The organism is Flavobacterium sp. FlaQc-57, from assembly GCF_044007395.1.
Classification (GTDB): Bacteria; Bacteroidota; Bacteroidia; order Flavobacteriales; family Flavobacteriaceae; genus Flavobacterium.
The window spans coordinates 119164-138879 of sequence record NZ_JBIPDA010000004.1 but is presented as its reverse complement, the minus strand read 5'-3'; the positions used below and the strand labels follow the sequence as shown (position 1 = coordinate 138879).

At 28.6% G+C, this 19716-nt stretch carries 18 protein-coding genes; all 18 read right to left on the bottom strand.

Features of this window, described 5'->3' with window-relative positions:
- Positions 1-4: 4 nt before the first annotated feature.
- Positions 5-1138 (bottom strand): DegT/DnrJ/EryC1/StrS family aminotransferase, encoded by a 1134-nt coding sequence (locus tag ACHRVZ_RS14050; protein ID WP_395423198.1) that lies wholly within the window; start codon positions 1136-1138, stop codon positions 5-7.
- Positions 1128-1556 carry a hypothetical protein gene (locus ACHRVZ_RS14045; protein WP_395423197.1) on the bottom strand — a complete coding sequence of 143 codons (429 nt, stop codon included), beginning with the start codon at positions 1554-1556 and terminating at the stop codon, positions 1128-1130. Before ACHRVZ_RS14045 ends, ACHRVZ_RS14050 begins: the two co-directional genes overlap by 11 nt.
- Positions 1553-2518, bottom strand: a complete 966-nt coding sequence (locus ACHRVZ_RS14040; protein WP_395423196.1) for a glycosyltransferase family 4 protein — start codon at positions 2516-2518, stop codon at positions 1553-1555. Before ACHRVZ_RS14040 ends, ACHRVZ_RS14045 begins: the two co-directional genes overlap by 4 nt.
- Positions 2519-2525: 7 nt before the next feature.
- The gene (locus ACHRVZ_RS14035) at positions 2526-3458 is read right to left on the bottom strand and encodes a GDP-L-fucose synthase family protein (protein WP_395423584.1); all 933 of its coding nucleotides are present in this window, start codon (positions 3456-3458) and stop codon (positions 2526-2528) included.
- Positions 3459-3503: 45 nt separating this feature from the next.
- The gene (gene gmd / locus ACHRVZ_RS14030) at positions 3504-4622 is read right to left on the bottom strand and encodes a GDP-mannose 4,6-dehydratase (protein WP_395423195.1); all 1119 of its coding nucleotides are present in this window, start codon (positions 4620-4622) and stop codon (positions 3504-3506) included.
- Between the two features lie 20 nt (positions 4623-4642).
- Positions 4643-5536 (bottom strand): NAD-dependent epimerase/dehydratase family protein, encoded by an 894-nt coding sequence (locus ACHRVZ_RS14025; RefSeq protein ID WP_395423194.1) that lies wholly within the window; start codon positions 5534-5536, stop codon positions 4643-4645.
- Entirely contained in the window at positions 5537-6685 is a 1149-nt protein-coding gene (locus ACHRVZ_RS14020; protein ID WP_395423192.1) for a glycosyltransferase family 4 protein, read from the bottom strand.
- 88 nt (positions 6686-6773) lie between these two features.
- Positions 6774-7868, bottom strand: coding sequence for an acyltransferase family protein (locus tag ACHRVZ_RS14015; protein WP_395423191.1), 1095 nt, complete (start codon positions 7866-7868; stop codon positions 6774-6776).
- A gap of 119 nt (positions 7869-7987) precedes the next feature.
- Positions 7988-8860: a glycosyltransferase family 2 protein gene (locus ACHRVZ_RS14010; RefSeq protein ID WP_395423190.1), complete on the bottom strand. Its 873-nt coding sequence runs from the start codon at positions 8858-8860 to the stop codon at positions 7988-7990.
- A 10-nt stretch (positions 8861-8870) separates the two neighbouring features.
- A complete protein-coding gene (locus ACHRVZ_RS14005) occupies positions 8871-9755 on the bottom strand; it encodes an alpha-1,2-fucosyltransferase (RefSeq protein WP_395423189.1) in 885 nt (294 codons plus the stop codon).
- The gene (locus ACHRVZ_RS14000) at positions 9752-10222 is read right to left on the bottom strand and encodes an acyltransferase (RefSeq protein ID WP_395423188.1); all 471 of its coding nucleotides are present in this window, start codon (positions 10220-10222) and stop codon (positions 9752-9754) included. Before ACHRVZ_RS14000 ends, ACHRVZ_RS14005 begins: the two co-directional genes overlap by 4 nt.
- Before the next feature lie 93 nt (positions 10223-10315).
- Positions 10316-11155, bottom strand: a complete 840-nt coding sequence (locus ACHRVZ_RS13995; RefSeq protein WP_395423187.1) for a glycosyltransferase family 2 protein — start codon at positions 11153-11155, stop codon at positions 10316-10318.
- Positions 11156-11174: 19 nt separating this feature from the next.
- Positions 11175-12410, bottom strand: coding sequence for an O-antigen polymerase (locus ACHRVZ_RS13990; RefSeq protein WP_395423185.1), 1236 nt, complete (start codon positions 12408-12410; stop codon positions 11175-11177).
- Positions 12410-13561: a hypothetical protein gene (locus ACHRVZ_RS13985; protein ID WP_395423184.1), complete on the bottom strand. Its 1152-nt coding sequence runs from the start codon at positions 13559-13561 to the stop codon at positions 12410-12412. Before ACHRVZ_RS13985 ends, ACHRVZ_RS13990 begins: the two co-directional genes overlap by 1 nt.
- Positions 13549-14631, bottom strand: a complete 1083-nt coding sequence (locus ACHRVZ_RS13980; RefSeq protein WP_395423182.1) for a glycosyltransferase family 4 protein — start codon at positions 14629-14631, stop codon at positions 13549-13551. Before ACHRVZ_RS13980 ends, ACHRVZ_RS13985 begins: the two co-directional genes overlap by 13 nt.
- Positions 14632-14634: 3 nt before the next feature.
- Positions 14635-15993: a hypothetical protein gene (locus ACHRVZ_RS13975; RefSeq protein ID WP_395423180.1), complete on the bottom strand. Its 1359-nt coding sequence runs from the start codon at positions 15991-15993 to the stop codon at positions 14635-14637.
- A gap of 182 nt (positions 15994-16175) precedes the next feature.
- Complete coding sequence (locus ACHRVZ_RS13970) at positions 16176-17243, bottom strand: Wzz/FepE/Etk N-terminal domain-containing protein (RefSeq protein WP_395423178.1); 1068 nt, start codon at positions 17241-17243, stop codon at positions 16176-16178.
- Between the two features lie 8 nt (positions 17244-17251).
- Positions 17252-19690 (bottom strand): SLBB domain-containing protein, encoded by a 2439-nt coding sequence (locus tag ACHRVZ_RS13965; RefSeq protein WP_395423177.1) that lies wholly within the window; start codon positions 19688-19690, stop codon positions 17252-17254.
- Positions 19691-19716: the final 26 nt, after the last annotated feature.

The following is a 19716-nucleotide window of genomic DNA, read 5'->3' as shown; positions in this document are numbered from 1 at the left end:
ATTACTATTTAAAGAAATTGACTATTACTTCTTTAATTTTATTTTTATCTTCATTTGTAAGTGTTGAACCAGAAGGCAAACACAATCCTTTGTCAAATAGTTGTTCTGCTATTTTATTACCATAAAATGGGTATTTTTCAAAAATTGGCTGTAAATGCATTGGTTTCCACAGAGGACGGCATTCAATATTTGCGTTTTCAAGAGCCAATCTTAAACTCTCTCTGTCTTTATTTTTATTGGGTTTAACCAAAATAGTGTTTAACCAAAAATTGGAAAAGAAACTTTCTTCTATTACTTCAGAAAGTACTACATCATCAATTTCATCAAAGATCTCTTTGTAAAAAAAATGATTATTTCTTCGCGCTTCAACATTCTTATCAAGTATTTTTATTTGTCCAAGACCGATACTCGCGCAAATATTACTCATTCTATAATTATAACCAATTTCAGTATGCTGATAATGAACTGCCATATCTTTTGACTGAGTGGAATAAAAAATTGCCTTTTCTTTCATTTTTTTAGAAGCTGTAACTAATGCTCCTCCGCTTGAAGTAGTAATAATTTTATTTCCATTGAATGAAAGTACTCCAAAAGCACCAAAACTACCACATTTTTTACCTTTATATTTACTTCCTAAAGCTTCTGCACAATCCTCAATAACTGGTATTCCATATCTATCTGCAACAGCATGAACTTCATCGACTTTATATGGTGTACCATATAAGTGCACAGCAATAATTGCTTTGGGTTTTTTCCTTTTTTCTATTCTATCCTTTATTGCTATGTCCAGTGTAATAGGGCAAATATTCCAGGTTTCAGGTTCACTGTCAATAAACACAGGAATTGCACCTTGGTATAAAATAGGATTTGCAGAGGCAGAAAATGTCATGCTTTGACAAATCACCTCATCATCGGCCTTTACTCCTAATAAAATTAATGATAAATGAATCGCTGATGTTCCAGAATTTAATGCTGTTACATATGACCCATCACTAAAATAATCCTCAAGCTTACTCTCAAAATCATCAACATTTGGTCCACCAGAAGTTATCCAATTTGTTTCTAAAGCTTTCTGTACAAATTCTTGTTCAAAACCACTTGACTGAGATAATGACAAATAAATTCTTTTATTTGTCATTTACATTCCAGTAATCTAAAGGATAACGAACATCATCTTCACTAACATTTGCCAAAGGTAAGGTAGAGAATGAGATCAATTTCGAATCTTTTTCTAATGATTTAATTGCATTGGCATAACCTGCAGGAATATGAACAATCTTACTATCTAAAGCAGAAACCAAAACGGTTTCTATTATTAAATCCTTAGATGGATTTTCCCAATTATCAATTTTTATGAAATAAATTTCGAAGGAGCCGCTTAAGCAATAAAAATTTTTTGAATCTAATTTATGCCCTTGCCAGGCACGAATAGGATTTTCATCAGAATTACTAATGATGTAAAACCTTTCGATATTGGCAAAGCTAAAATCATTAACATACGAAATTGTCCCCCTATTATCTGAAAAATTACCCCCTTGAATTATTTTAGGAATCATGTGTTTAATTTTAGATTGCTTTTGTTCAACAAATAAAATTTTAAACTATAGACAATAAGCAAAGGCACAATAACAATTGCAAACAATACTGAATCATCTATTTTTTGATATAACGAAACAACTATAATGGAAATTATTGTTTGTGCAATTGCATAAAACAATGAAACTAATCTGTGATCGATTTTATATTCATTACTCAAAACTTGATATAGATGCAATCTGTGGGCCTCAAAAATATTTTGTTTTAAATATAGACGATGCATGATTGTACAAATAGCATCAACTCCGTAAATCGCCAGAAACAGTAACCATATCAAAGAATTTGTTATCAAAATAAGCTTTAAAACCAGATAAATTATCCAAAAAGCAATTGCGATACTTCCAACATCACCGGCAAAACATTTCGCTTTTTTTCTGTAATTAAAAAAAAGAAAAACAATACTGGCGATCATTCCGTATTTTATAAAACTTCCATCAATAAAAACTTGAATGTTTGTATTAATGTAAAGTAAGGATCCCATAACAACTAAAGTATAAAGTCCTGTTATACCATTTATACCATCCATGAAATTGTAGGCATTTATTAGTCCTATAGCTAGAACATAGGCTATTACAATACCCCAAATTGGAACTAAATTAAACAAACCTATGTCATAAAAAATCATGGTTATTGAAAGAAAATGAATGCTGATCCTAATTTTATTAGATAAACTTTGAATGTCATCCCAAAAACTTACCAAACTAATTAATGTTATTCCAGTAAAGAAGAAAAAACTACTTTGAATGTGCTGAACAAAATAAAGTAAAGCCGAAAACCAAAAGATAATCCCTCCGCCTCTTAATGTTATTTCGGTATGTGAACTCCTTTGATTAGGTTTATCTATAATATTAAAACGATCTGCTACTTTAAAATAAAGTAACATTATAATCATTAATAGAATTCCGAGTATTGTATATTCCATTATGAAATTATTCCCAATTATTATTTTTTATTTCATCGTATACTCTCTTAATACCTTCCTCAAGAGTAGTTTTTGCTTTCCAGCCAAAACTACTTAATTTCGAAACGTCCATTAACTTACGAGGGGTACCATCTGGTTTCGTTGTGTCCGTAAAAATTTCTCCTTCGAAACCGACAACTTTTTTAACTAAAATTGCTAAATCTAAAATGGAAATATCTTCACCAACTCCTATATTAACCAATCCTAATTCATTATAATTTTCCATTAAAAACACACATGCTTCAGCAAGATCATCAGCATGGAGAAATTCCCTTTTAGGACTTCCCGTTCCCCATATTGTAACCGAATTATCGTTGTTTCGCTTTGCGGTAATAAATTTTCTCAGCATTGCAGGCAATACATGGGAATTTTTCAAATCATAATTATCATTAGGACCATATAAATTCGTAGGCATAACTGAGATAAAATTACAACCAAATTGATCTCGATAGGCATCACACATTTTAATACCAGCAATTTTCGCAATTGCGTAAGGCTCATTAGTTGGTTCTAATTCTCCTGTAAGCATGTATTCCTCTTTCAAAGGCTGAGGGGCCATTTTTGGATATATACAAGAAGAGCCTAAAAACATTAATTTTTTAACCTCATTTAGATAGGATTGATGAATTACATTATTTTGTATCATCAGATTTTCGTATATAAAGTCGCCTCGATAGGTATTATTAGCTATAATCCCTCCCACTTTCGCTGCCGCTAAAAAAACATAATCCGGTTTTTCTTTTTGAAAAAAATCTGCAACTGCTTGTTGGTTTCTTAAATCTAGTTCTGAAGAGGTTTTTAAGATAAAGTTATTATACCCTTCAGCTTTTAGTTGGCGTAAAATAGCTGAACCCACCATTCCGCGATGTCCAGCTATGTAAATTTTATCATTTAAATTCATAATGCTAATTTGTTTCAAGAATAAAATTATTCTGCTTTATCTAAATTAATATTTAATAACCGATCTTACTTCTCTTAACATCTTTTCTTTTTTAACATAGATAAGATCAGATGCCATCATTTCTTTTACTAATCCTGCTAAATCATACTTAGGTACCCAACCTAATTGAGTCTTTGATTTAGTAGGATCTCCGATAAGCAGATCTACTTCTGTTGGACGGAAATATTGCGGATCAATAGCAATAATCTGTTTACCCAACTCAAGTTGATATGCAGGATTATTACATGAAGCTACATATCCTTTTTCATCTACCCCTTCTCCTCTGAATTCAATATCTATTCCTACTTCCGCAAATGACATTTTAACAAAATCACGCACATAAGTTGTTTCTCCCATAGCAATAACATAATCCTCAGCAACATCCTGTTGCAGAATACGCCACATAGCTTCTACATAATCTTTAGCATGTCCCCAGTCACGTTGCGCATCTAAATTTCCTAAATACAAACAATCTTGTTCTCCTAAAGCTATAGCAGCTGTAGCCATAGTTATTTTACGGGTTACAAAAGTTTCTCCTCGACGTGGTGATTCGTGATTAAACAAAATCCCATTACAAGCAAACATATTATATGCCTCACGGTAATTTTTGGTAATCCAGAAACCATAAATTTTTGCCGCTCCATAAGGAGAACGCGGATAAAAAGGTGAATGCTCATCGTACAAACCTTTCTCATTTTTATTCTCAGCCAAACCACCATACAATTCAGATGTTGATGCCTGATAAATACGTGTTTTCTTTTCTAAACCCAAAATACGTACTGCCTCTAAAATTCTTAATGTTCCAATACCATCCACATTTGCAACATATTCTGGTGAATCAAAAGAAACCTTAACGTGGCTCATCGCCCCTAAATTATAGATTTCATCAGGCTGTACCTCTTGAATAATTCGAATAATATTAGTCGAATCTGTTAAATCTCCATAATGCAACTTAAAATTAACATGAATTTCGTGTTGATCCTGGTAGATATGATCAATACGTTGTGTATTAAAAGAAGATGCTCTTCTTTTAACTCCATGAACTTCATATCCTTTTTCCAATAATAATTCGGCTAAGTACGAACCATCTTGTCCTGTAATTCCTGTTATAAGTGCAATTTTCATTTTTATAGTTTTATTTTTTTTTAATTCTTAAATGATTTAAAAGTCTTCATTAACCCAGTATCGGTTTTTATTGGTAACTGCTTACCTAAGGCATTAATAATTTTTTGATTGCTTACAACATAGCTTTCAGTTAATTTCTGCAAACGCTCTGAATTTAATGGAAAAGGTAAAAAATCGCCAATTTTGCCTAATTTCCTTATAAGTAATGGATTTATATTCCAGATTATAGTTTTCTTATCTAAACTTTTTCCTAATAAATTAATTAATTCATTTGTTGATATTGATTTATCATCTGCAACCTGATAGATTCCTGAAAATATCTGCTCATTTTCAATCAATTCTTTAATAACGAAACATAGATTTTCAATACTCAAAAATGAACGTTGATTTTGGAATTTCCCCAACGGCCACGGCAAACCTTTTGATACTAATTGATATAACAAATTAAGATTTCCTTTATTTCCTGGCCCATGAATCATACATGGCCTAAGTATATATACTCTTTTCTGTCTTGGTAATTCTTTACTTAAAATATATTCTTCAGCTTGAAGTTTAGAAATTCCGTAATGAGTCTTAGGGTTAGGTAAACTTTCTTCCGTAAGTACTCCTTCTACCTTATCAGCGACAGCTTTAACAGTACTCATAAATATAAAGACTTCTGCATTGGAATTTAAAAATGCGTCAAATAATTGTTTTGTTAATTTAAAATTTGAATCATAATAATCTTGAGGAATAGAAACGTTTCTTAAATCGTGGGCTTTACCTGCAAGATGAATTACTGCATCAGTATTTATTTTAATTTCTTGACCTTCTTTATAACGTATTTCTAACCTTAATGGTTCGTGAAAAAGCTTAATATATTCCTTCAGGTTTGCTCCTACAAATCCTGTTTCACCAGTTATTAATATTTTCATTTATACATTTAATTTTTCTGCAATTTGATCCCAAATTTTAGTTTGTTCAAAATTTTCTTGAACAAAATGCCTTCCTTCTATCCCGTGTTGTTTTGCTATGTTTTCGCTTTCTAAATAAAATAAAATTTTATTTGCTATATCCAATGGTTCATTTGAGATAAACATACCTGTTTTATTTTCTATAATAGACTCCGAACATCCTGTTGCTTTCGTTATTATTACTGGTAAGTTCATCGAAGAAGCCTCTAAAGAAACCGTTGGAAACCCCTCTCGATATGTTGGCAACACAAAAATTTTCATTAGTCCAAAATAAATAGATGAATCTAACACAAAGTCTGTGAATATTATTGAAGAATCAGATGCTATAATGCTTTTTGAATAATCTGAAATAGAATCTCTTTCTTCAATTGGTCCAACTAATAGTAATTTTGCTTGAGGTGATTTTATTTTAACCATTTCCCAAGCTAATATTAAATCATCAATACCTTTATCTTTTACTAATCGCCCTACATAACCAACTACTTTATCATCTTGAGAAATATTATATTTACTCATCAATGCTTTTATATCTTCTGAATTTTTTCTTTCTGGATTAAATCTATCATTTGTATCGATACCATTACAGGTACCTAATCCTAACACAATATTTTTTAATGAAGTATTAAGTTTGTCTTTTTCGCTAATTTCTTTTACCGAATAACTTACACAAACGATTTTTTTTGCAAAAAAACCTGTCAATCTCTCAATATTTTTAAGAATCGTTCTTTTTATACCTGTGCTTGTTTCATATATAATACCATGTCTAAAATAAATTCTATTTGATATTCCTGCCAAAAAAGAAGCTATCATTGCCACCATGCCCCCTTTTGGAGTATGCCCTACAACTATATCAATTTTATTCTCTTTAATATATCTATAAATTTTTAAAATTGCTTTCAGATCTTTTAAAGGGCTTATTTCGCGCGTGATCTCAACCTCAAAAGGAATGAAGTCTAATTTTTGAGAAAACTCAACTAAGTCACTTGAAAAAGTACAGGCTAAATGATATTCATTTCCTGATTCTTTTTTTAAATATTTAAACTGTTCGCCAAAAAAATGATTTATAACAAAAGATACTGTTATTACATGAAGTACTTTTTCATTTTTCATAAATTTAAAAATATTATTCACATTAGATTAAGAACTCTCAATCTTTTTGCATTAACTATTACTAACTACTCTCTTTAAACTTTATGTTCTATTTTGAGTTTAGTAAAAAAATTATTTTATTAAACTTTTCATCAAACCTTTTCATTACTATTTTCCTTCCTAAACTTATAAATGGCAACTCAATAAATTTATAACTCAAATAACTCAAAAGAATAGTGACAAATAAAGATGTACAAAAAACAGTAATAATATTTCCAGAGAAAAATGAACATGCAATTAGAATAACAGGAAAGTGTAATAAATATAAACTATACGAAATCTCGCCCAAAAACTGAATTGGTCTTAAGTTTAAAATTTTCTTACAAACTCCATTTTTCATTGATAGAACTAAAAAAATACTGCATCCAAGAGTCGTCAAAAATAAATGTGCTTTATTTTGATTGTCTAAAATAAAATCAAGACTAAACCTACTGGTATACAAAAAAAGTCCTGTAGTAAAAAGTATTAAGATGTAAAATTTATTAGTTATTCTATTTAGAAAATTTAAAATATATTCGAGATATATCGCCATTAAAATTCCTAAATAAAAAACTGCTATTACTCCGTCTCTGATATAAAAGAGAATAAGAAGAATTATAAGATTATATACTAATTTATTCCTTAATGCAATGATTATAAAAAAGGGTAAAATCAAAGATATTATCATTTCTAGCCTCAATGTCCATATTACAGGAATAAATAATTTAAAATTAAAAGAAAAACCTACAAGTATGAAAGTATTTATATATTCAGCAAAAGGTACTTCCTTAAAATCCCAATTCCAAAATTCATTTATCCATGGTGAGTAATCAATAATATTCAACGGCTTGAATAATGAATGTTTTAAGAAATAAGAAAAAAGAATAGCTAGGATAAAAGCAGGATAAATTCTAAAAACTCTTTTAATGTAAAACGTACCTATATTAAAATCTTTTTTTTTAGTTATATAAGGCAATGCTAGTACAAATCCGCTTAGCAAAAAAAATAATGTAACTGCACCATCTCCATGCCAAAAAACATGGAATGGGCTGTTTGATAAAAAATTAAACAATGGAGAATTGAATACGAATGCCCCCACCAAATGAGAAAAAACAACGGATAATGCAGCAATCCCTCTCAAACCATCTAATTCTTTATAACGCATACTAATTCTGTTTTAAAATTTATTAATAATCTATAAAAAATGTTTGTCCATACAAAACATTTAAATAAACGAGTCTTAAAATGTATATGTACAGCTATTTTTATTTAAAAATTATTGCTTTAATGTAAATCTTTTTTTGTTATTGATTTTAACAAATTTTCTTTAGCTTCAATATATTGATATTCACTTAATATCTCAAATCTCTTTTTTAGAATAACGTCTGTTTTTCCTATCAAATTTAAAACCGTGTAAACAACAATTTTAAAAGCAAAAAAAAATGTAAAAAAAATCCTATCATACAATGAAATCAAATATTTGCCTTGTATTTTTAGTAATTTAATTATACCTATATTTGATTTTACATATTTTGTTAGTACTGGAATACCAAATACACGATAAAACAATAATGGCTCTTCTAAATTTCTAAATTGACTGCCTGGAAATGTTCGAATCCAAAGTTCCAGATCTTCCATCCTTTCCCATTTTCCATCATATTTATTGTTTTGAAACCAACTGAGTTTCCCCATAACAGAAGGATGTGCAAAGCAACCATTACGCAAAATGTCTTTCACACTTTTAGGCGTATGATTTGCTTTTCTAACACCTAAAATTTCATTATCCGCGTTAATTGCATAATAAGAAGACCCAACTACATCAATTGAAGTATTATTTTCCAAATAAGCTATTTGTTTTTCAATTCTTCTAAAATCCATTATATCATCTGCATCCATCCTAGCATAATAATCCCCATCTGCTAAACTTACTATTTGATTTAATCTATAAACTAATCCCAGATTTTGCCCATCAGATATAACGGAAATTTTATCACTTTTAAATGCCATTGCTATTTCCAATGATCCATCTGTACTTCCATCATCTATTAATATCAAATTCCAATTCTTATAAGTCTGATTTACGACTGATAAAATTGCGTCATGCAAATATTTTTGACCGTTATAAAACGGTATACCAATTGTAACTTTTACATTCATTAAAAAAAAATTAAATTATAATCCAGTCTTTTAGAATTAATGATGCTAAAGCTTTATTATTGGTTTCTTCATTTACATACCAATCTTTTGGAGAAATTACAATTTTACCAGAATTAGAATTTAGCCATGCTCCCCACCAACTAAATGAGCTATTTGCAATAACATTATGCTTACATTTGCTCATTAAATATAAATCAGAACTAGGATCATCTTGGTTAATATCAACAATTTTGAATACATTACCTTTAAAATTTTCATTTACCCAATTAATATCATCAGAAAAAACAAAAAATACCGGATTTTCAAACTTTTGTTTAAAAAAATCGATTGCTTTTTGATAATATTCTTGTGTACAGATACTATAAATTTTAGAGTTTGACGCTATCGAAAGATAATCTCCTCTTCTTATATGTAAGCTAATTGAATTTGTTTGCTTAATTTCTTTTTCAAATTCTTTATTTGCTTCACTTAATTCAAAATTTAACTGAAGATCATTTTCAAGTATCTTTGCTATTGAATCAAAATAATAATGTGATTGCCAATAACCATCATAATAACAATTGTCAATTAGATTATTTTTGTTTATAATATCGAAACCTTTTTCGACAACAAATCTTTTATTAAAAAATGGAAGATTTTGAACCAACTTTCTTTCAATTTTTGACAATAAATCATTCTTGAAAAACTTATATTTTCTTGCTTCATCTTTTTCAGCAAAAGATAAATCAATATTATATTTTGACAACCCCAACAATCTTGGTGTAAAATCAGAAGCCACAATATTTAATTGAGGGTCGAATTTTAATTCTGTTTTATATTTTAGTGACAAAAATCTTCCAAATGAATATTGAAATAATTGATTACCTAGACCTCCTGACAACTTAACTATAATCATTTTCTATCTTTAATTTTAATAGAAGCCGGTCCTGCAACAATATCATATTCTTGAACATCCTTAACTACTACAGATCCAGCAGCTATAACAGCTCCTTTACCAATTTTTACACCATCAATAATTACAGAATTTGCACCTATCCATACATCGTCTTCTATCTTTATCCCTTTTTCATTACTTCCTTGAAGTATCATAGGAATATTTACGTCTTTAAAATTATGGTTACCTCCTGCAATCATACAGTTTGGAGCAATCATCACATTATTGCCAATAGTTACATTTCCATAAATTGTCGTTCCAGGATTAATTTGTGTGTTCTGTCCTAATATTAATTTAGTGGGCCACAAAACTACAAATGAATTAATTTGTGATTTATTTCCAAGTGAAATGTTTTTGTAATTTCTGATAGAGCTTGACAAAGAAATATAAGTAAAAAGGCCTACATCTTTATAAATTAGCTTTCTCAAAGGATACATCATTATTGAAGTCGAAATTCTAATTAAATAGTTTAAATAAAAAACTGGATTATTAAAAAATTTTTCAAACATATTTGTATATTTTTATCTTTTACGATATTGATCATATATTTTTAGTAAAATTCCAAATATACAATTAGAAAAACCGGACTTCCAAAATGGCATTGTTTCAATTGAAATATCAGAATTTTTCTTAATTTCATTTATTTCACATGGATAAGGATATTTTGAATTAAAAACTTCGATATCTCTCATAGTAGAAGCAGATAGTTTTTCTTTTTTAAAAACAGGTTTATGAACTAAATGATTTGCAAATGAATCCTCAAGAGGAATTGTTTTCCAACCCTTATCATTCAATCTCATTATTAAATCCCCATCAGCACAATAAAAGTTAAACTCATTCTCTTCAATATAGTTTACATCTTCTAAAGCCTCTTTATTATAAAATCCATGATTTATATTGATATACCCTTTCGGCAAAAGTCCAACCCTGTAAAAATCATGTCTAGGATATTCACGAAAATAAAATGCTCCTCCTCCTATTTTCTCGCCTTTATTAACTTTATCAACTAATAAGTCATATCCTTTTTGTAATGCTCCTTTCGCAAGAATTAAATCATCACTTACCATAACAATCCAAGGAGATTTTGCAGATTTAAAAGCAATATTCATAAAATTACCCCATGAATGTGCTAAAAAAGAAACTCCTTGTTCGTCTTTTTTCTTAAAGTTGGGTTGAATAATAGTAAAGACATCTTTTTGTTTAGCAAGCCAATCACAACTTCCATCATTTGAGCCACCATCAATAACAATTATTTCAATTTGTCCTGAAAAACCATTATTTCGTATACTTTCTATTGTTGCTTTTAGCAATCTCTTTCTATTCTTACTTCCTAATACTAAAGTAATATCGTATTTTTCCATAAATATTTTTAATTAAACATCAACCTAAACTTTTTTTCAATTCTTGATTTGAAATTGACTTTATTTCTTTTGAAAAACAAATTCCAATACAAAGCCAAACTAGAATGTATCTCAATGTAAAAGCTTGAGAGTTTTCAATCCAAACACAAGCCAAATTAATTACCAAATACAACGAACAAGCTTTTACGAGCCCATTTGTAGAAAAAAGACCTCCTTTAACAATGGAAACTATATTAACTAAAAAATAGATAAATAAACTAATAAAACCTCCTTTTAAAATAACATCTAAATATCCTGTTTCAATATTATATCTATAACCACTATTTTCTAATGATGTAGTATTATTATCATAATCCGTATCTGCTCCTGGACAATAAAACCTTCCATCAATACCTTTGCCAAAAACAAAATCGGTAAATGTCATATCACTATAAAAACAATCTTCGACTGTACCACGTGTATCAGAATCAATTCGTTCGGTCAGTAACGAAAAAGTTTTTGAAATATTAGCGCTAAATAAATTAATTACATAAAAACCAATAATTCCAAAAATTACTATTAAAAGAGAATTTCTTATGATTTTTCTTTTATTAAAATATGTTACATTTAAAAGTAAAGAAAAGAAAAGAGAAATTGAAAAGTAGAAAATCTGCCCACGTCTGGCCAAAAACATTGCTATAAGTAATGGAACTAGAAAGGAAATAATTGAAATAATTCTATGTTTAGGTTTTAAATAATAAAAATTTAACAACAAAAAGGTGTTAGGATATACAAAAAACTTTGAAATACCTTCATAAGTATTTATAATCTCTATTAAATCTGATGAAAGAACAAACAATAATAATACAACAAAACCTAAAAAAAATAAATCTAAAACTACAATAACATTAATGATTTGTTTTATAACATTAGTATTAAATTTCAATAAAGAAAAAAAAGGGATAATCATAGGAAAAAAATATGTAGAACTGGTTAGCATTCTTCCAATGATACTAAAATCAAAAACTAAACCTCTTAGAACAGTAATAATATTCCAAAATGACATACTTAAAACAATAATGATTAAAAATAAATTCTTAATCTTTATTACTTTAAACAAATAATAGAAAGTTAAAGGTATAAACAAAAGCGAAACAGCATAATAAAAGATAATGCTAAAATTTAATAAATTTACCAGTGAAACTAAAACAGCATAATATAGATAAAATTTAATCATCTTATTAAACTGTAAATTTTCCTTCTTTAAATCATTCATTAACTTAATAATTTATTAAATAATGAAGACATTGCTGTTTTATAACCTTCTAAAGTAAAATTAGCTGTAACGTATTCGTAATTCTGTAACATTAATTTCTCAATTTCATTATTATTTAATCCTAAACTCCAATTTATACCCATTTTAATACCACTCATATCTATAGTTGGTATTTGAAATCCAAGAGAGTTTATATCATCCATAGACGCATATTTAGAAACAATAGGAATAAGACCATATTTTTGTAAAGTTAAAACTGATCCAGGAGCTCCACCTTCACTAGAAGATGGATAAATAATAAAGCAACACTCTTTAACTATATTATAAAATTTTTCATCGTCAATATTCTGGAATCCATATAAATAAATATTTTCACTGGCAATTATTTTATCTCTATAGATTTCCATAAATTCAAAATCAATATCACCAACTACATGTAACTTTAAGTTTTTATTTTGGAAAAAATAATCAAAAACTAAATCTAAACCTTTTAACAATGTTCCTCCTCCTCCTAACCAAATGTAATTGTCTCTCGAAGTATTCTTTATTTTATCTTCTAAATTAAACTTAAAGATTTCAGGAGTAGATTGATTTACTAAAAAAATTTTTTTTCTGAGATGTTCCGGATATGTCTCTACTGTAAACTTAGAACCAATCTGAATGATATAATCTGCTATTTCACAAGAATTGTGCTTTTTTACAAGTCGATAATAAGGGTACTTAACATTCCATTTTTTTTTAAAATGATCCGTTTTTCTTATTACTTCATTATTTTGATGAGTATAATAAGCCCCTGTCGCATAATAAATTTTTAATGCCGATTTATTTTTAAGAGATGCTTTTTCAAAACCAGGTTCTATTCCAAAAATAAAATCATAATTTTTCTTATTTTTTAAAAAACAGTTATGATCAGTAATATCATATGATATTTTTAAATCATTGAGAATATTAGACAAAACTAAGATTTCTCTTCTATTCTGATGTCCATTTAAAAAAACCAAATTATCTTTTCTTCTAAAAGGTTCAGTCAAATATGAAATATAAATCCACTTATCAGAATTATAATTAGTGTAAACAAAAGGAAACAAAAAATCCTTGACTTTTTTGGCACTTACTTTCAATCGATAAATAATATGTTTTAAACTAGACATTTTAAATATGTTTTTTGTGTTTCCTCAACACATTTATCCCAAGAAAAATAATTTAATCTTTTATATCCATTTGAAATAAGTTCAGATCTTAAATCGGAGTCAACTATAACTTTTTCAATATTAGTCGCAATTGAATGAGAATCTTTTGGATCGAAATAAATCCCACTGTCTACTGCAACTTCAGGCATAGAACTAGTATTACTCATAACAACTGGACAGCCACAATCAAAAGCTTCTAATATAGGCATACCAAATCCTTCATATAAAGACGGATAAACAAAACATATAGCATTTGAATACAATTGATATAAAGTTGTATTATCAGCTTGAATCGAGATTATTTTATTATAAAGACCTAAATCTTCTAAAAATTTTATTTCTTTATTTGTAAATTTAGAGCCAACACATATAACTTTAATATCTTCATACCTACTCAGTAAATTCGAAATAGAACTAATAAAAAAATCAAAATTTTTGTATGATTCACGCGAACCTACGTACAACAAATACTTTCCCCATTTGTTTTCAATTTTATCTTTCTTGAATGTATTAGGCCCATGGTAGATTACATCAATTTTATCAGGAGCTATTTTATAAAATTCGACAAGATCTTTTTTAGTGTTTTCACTTATTGCGATAACTCTAGTAGCATTCTCAATCACTTTTTTTCTTTGAATTAACAAATTATGATTCGCGCTAAAAAAAATATCTTGATATAATTCTGGAATTAAATCATGAACTGTAACAATAAAAGGTTTTTTGGTTTTTCCTACATAATAATCATAATAATATGTTGGGTGAAAAACATCAAAGTTTCCCTTTTTAATTCTATAATTAGTATAAAGTAAATTGATGTACTTGTAAAGTTTAATTCGTATAGTAGACTTTAAAAAAAAAGGTTTTAAACTAAATGTTTTTTTTTCTTCTAATAAATAAACATTTTCAGAAAACAAAACAGATATTTCATATTTGTAATTTCCAGGTAATCCTTTAATTAACTCTATAAAATATCTACTAATACCTCCATGCATTTGGAATGAAAATATTTGATGATCGTACAAAATTTTCATATCTTAATATTTTTCGAATTTAAATTTAAAAAAGTAAAGCATTAATGGTGCAGAAAATAATTGCATGAATACTAATGTAAATACCATTCCATTATCTCCGAATTTAGGAACTAAAATCATGCAAAATATTAAAAACAAAAACACTTGTAAAACGCTTACTTTTAACATATTTTTTGATTGATTCAATGCCAAAAAAGCAGCACCCATACCTCCGCCAAAAACCAAACCAAATAATGACCATAATGAAAAGCCAATTAATAAAAGTAAATCAACTTTAACGTTTTCTTTTATTAAGTACGGAATAAATAATGGAATTATAAAAAGAATAATTAGCCCTACAAAAATCGAATATAAAAATGAGTATTTTATATACTGCCTAACACTTTGTCTCATTTGGGCTATTTTATTATCTAAAGCCAATTCCGCAAACTTAGACCACAACGGTTGCTGTAAGACAGAGAAAGGAGTTTGTAGTGCATTCATTACTTGAAACAAAACACTATAAATCACTACCTCTTTTGCCCCTTTAAAATATGCTATAATACTAAATTGAGAACTCATTATAATCAAACCTGATAATTGCATAATTATAAAATTACTTCCTACCTTTAACTCTCCTTTTACTATAGAGATATTCTCTTTTGCACTGAGGATTATAAAGTATATATATTTTTTAACAACAAGATGAATAAAAATAGCAATAGGCGTAAAAATGAGGCTAGTTGAAAAAGAAAGTATTAACAATAAAAATCCTAAATCGAAATGAACTGTTAACAAAACAAAAATTAAACTTAGAATATAGCCGATAAACAAATATACCTCAGTAAGGTAACCTGTTTGCATAGTATAGGGAATTTTCAAAATTATATTTGTTGTTAACTGAAATAAAAAAATAGAAACACATAAAATAATGATTTGATCTATTTCTTGCCTAGTTATTGCATTACTCAATTTGAAAATACTAACCCAATCAAAGTATTGTACGCCAACTATTGTTATGGTTAATATTCCAAAAGATATTAGAGATAAGAAAAAAATATTAGCAAAGACATAGCTGCTTGATGCTTTATAATCTTTAAAACTATAAAATTTAACTAAATTATTTATTGCCGCAGAGCTTATGCCAAAATCAAAAAACATGATATACCCAACAAAAGAGCTTATTGTTATCCATAACCCATATTGTTCTTTTCCTAAATAATTAATAATCATAGGAATTATCAGTATTCGTATGAATATATTAAAAAATTTATTACATGAAGAAATTATACCTATTTTAAAAATTGCTCCCCAAAATTCATTAAAATATTTTTCAAATATTTTCCCTTTCAATTCCTTTGCCTTGTTAATTTTAAAAAACATCTTGCATATACTTATTTATAAACATCATATTATTGCTATATATTCAGTCAAATTATACAATCTAATAATGAAAAACTGAATACTTATTATAAAAACTAATAACCACTTTCAAAAAGTTCTTGTTATAATAAATAAAAAAGAAAATTTCTATTCTGAAAGATTGAAAAAAGATTGAAAAAAGATTAAAACTGATCTAAAAATTGTTTAACGATCAGCCACAATACAATTAAAAAACCACCTAAAAAACCACCTATAATAATTCCCATAGCTTTACCAAACTTTGTTTTTTTTAAAGGCAAAATTGGACTGTCAATTATTTGGATTAATGGTGTTTCTTTACGCAATGTTACTTTTGCAAGTTCTGATTGTTTTACCAATTCTGTTAAAATGGCTGTATTAGCCTGCACATCTACTTGTCTTCGAGCTGAAGGTGTACGTCTAACATTGAGTGCTGGATTCAAATTAAAATTATTATCATTTGAAATTGCAACTCCCGTAATAGCGGAATTAAGTTCTCCCCTAATTGAATCTGTCTGACGCTGTAAAATAGACATGTTCATTCTAGCCTTTTTACTTTTTGTGAGAACATAAAATTCTGAAACTTGTCTCGCTAAAGCTTCACAAAAATATTTAGAGAACAATTCGTTGGTTGAAGAAACATCAATATTTATAATAGCAATTTTTTTATCTCTTTGCGCAACAGATAACCCTTTGGCAGATAATCCTTCATAGATTTTACCCATGATACTATCCTGTACCCTTGTAAATAAATGACGATTAGCATTTGGCAAAAAATTTAATGAAGCAAATTTTGGATTATCTTTCCAACTATTACGCCAATTATTATTTTGAATATACATTTCTGCCAATGAAATTGTTTTCCCATTTAAATTTACAGGAGATAATAATGTCTTTTCAACCATAGACCTAGACTTAAACAATTCAGTCAAATTTGAGCCTGAAAAAATACTTCCGCCGCCCCCTCCTAAGTCTAATCCTAAAGAACTAGCTAATCCTAACGCGTTACCTAAACCTCCGCCACCACCTTTTTCATCTTCCAAAGCAAAAGATAAAGTAGCTGTATAAATTGGTTTCTTAATAAAAGAATAACTTAATCCTAAGATAGCTCCTATAATTCCTGAAAGAATAATAATTCTCCATTTTGACAATAAGTAAACATACCACTCTTTTATTTTTTGTACTAACTCTTTTAGCGAAACCTCTTCGCTATCGATCTGTGAATTATTCATTTAATAAATTATTTAAAAGCTGTCACAATTAATAAAGCCAAACTTGAAACAACACTACCTATTCCTACCCATTCCCCTGCTGTCATTTTCTTTCTTTCTGGTTTTTCTGGAATTACTATCTGCGAATCTGGTAAAACTTTTGGATATGATTTAAAAAATAAAAAAGAACCTGTAACTGCTGCCTTTCCATTAGGATAAATTATATAAGCTTTTCGTTTCCATCCCTTATTATCAACACCTCCAACTGCATTAATATAATACTTAAAGCCTTTTCCACTTCGATATGGTATTTCTGAGGTTAGCAATACATTCCCTGTTACTTTTACCCCCTCGTTATAAACAGCTACTTCAATTTCATCACCAGGAAATAGAGTAACATTAGAATAATGATTTTTATCTTTTACAATTTTCTCCCAATTAACTGGTATAGTAGCAAATTTCAAATCCTCTTTTAATTTCTTAGTCAATTTATCTTTCAAAGTATCACTTTTAGACAAATTCAAATCAATACTTTCAAGTTTTTCAATTTGATCTTGTTTTATAGGTCTTTTAATTTTCATTCCATCCAAATTTGCAATGGAAGTAAGCCCTCCTGCTCTCATTACGACATTATAAACAGTCTCTTTTTTATTAGCTAAAACATATTTACCAGGATATCCAACAGCACCACTTACTTTAACCATTTCTGGCTTTTCATAAACCGCTATTTTACGAATATTAATTACATCAAAAGGTTTTAAAATAAAATTTTTAATCTGTTCGTTATTACCTGCCGTTATTTCAAGTTCAACTAATTCGATTCGTTTTGGATCGGCATCATCTATTACATCAGATTTTACCATTCTTGCTATTTCCACTCTTTTAGATGCTGAACCTGTAAGACCACCCACCTGAACCACCAAATCATTCAAAGTCAAATTTTCAAAGTATTCATACTCCCCAGGGTTTTTAACTTCCCCATCGATAGTAACTTTATATTCTTCTCTGAAATCCAGAATAGAATAAACGGTTACGATATCTTCTCTTTTTAATGCTATATCTGAATTTAAGTCTCCCGATAAAGCCGAACCTAAATCAACATTAACAATTTCTGTCGTTAAATCTGTTTTTAAACGAATAATTCGAGCCCTTTTTGTATAGGCATCTTCTTTAAGACCTTCTGCTCTTGTAATAAGATCCGAAATCCGCATTCCTTCATTATAAGAGTAATAATCCGGTCTAAAAACTGCCCCTTCAATTTTGATACGATTTTCAAATCGGTTCAAAATTTTGGTAATTCTAAATACATCTCCGGATTGTGGTAAATAAGAATTGTATTCGCTTTCATTGATATCATGCACTTTGAATTCTTTTCCTGTCTTCTGCATTACATTTACTGAAGCTGTATAAGCAAATTCATTAAAACCAGATGCAAAATTCAATAAATCAGAGAATTTTTCTCCTTTTTTCATCTCGAAAATCCCGGGACGCTTCACTTCTCCTTCAACAGTTACTCTTTGACTGTATGCCGGAATTCGAATTACATCATTATCTTTTAAACTCACATTATCAGATTGATCCCCTTTTACCAAAAATTTATAAATGTCTACATTTTTGTAAACTTTATTATTTCTAATCAGTTCTATATTTCTATAACTACCATTTTTTCCAGGTCCTCCAGCCAAATGCAAAGCATTGTACACTGTTGCCAAAGAAGAAATAGAATAATTACCCGGTTGTTTCCCACCTACAATCGTGATTTTAATTGTACGAATTCGGCTTAAACTGACACTAACCTGAGATTGACCAGAACTCACTGTACTATAAACTCTTGCAATGGATGCTTTGATTTTTTGGGTAGCCGCTTCAATTGACATTCCTGAAACTTGAATTTGCCCTACATAATCGATCGTTATCTTTCCTTCTACGCTAACTGGGATACTGGCATTATATTCCTGAACTCCATAAACACTTACCTGCAATTCATCACCAGGTCCGAGAATATAATTCATAGGAGTTGCCAATTTTAAATCCGGTTCAAAATTTAAAGTAGGATTATCAAATAATTCAGAACCAAAAATTAAAGCATTTGCTGAATCCTTGACTTTCTCATTTTTAATCGTTTCCTGTTTTCTACCAAAATCAAAATTCTTATCTACTATTTTAGGCTTATTATTTTTATCATTTGCATCTCCTTTAGCATTTTTCTTTTCATATTCATTAAGCTTAATTTTAAGCTTATTAAACTCATTCTGAGTCATCCCTTTTGACAAAGCTATTGACTCTACACTATCAATTGTTGCATTGTTGCTTTTTAATTGAGCACTAATTTTAGCTAAATCATCATCAGACAAATAATCGACTTTAACAGTACTCAAATCTTTAGATTTGAGTATGTCCTGAGCATTTGCATTAAATGACAATACTAAAATAAAAAGGAGCGTAAAAACGTATGTTATTTTTTTCATATGAAATTATAATTTAACCTATTTGG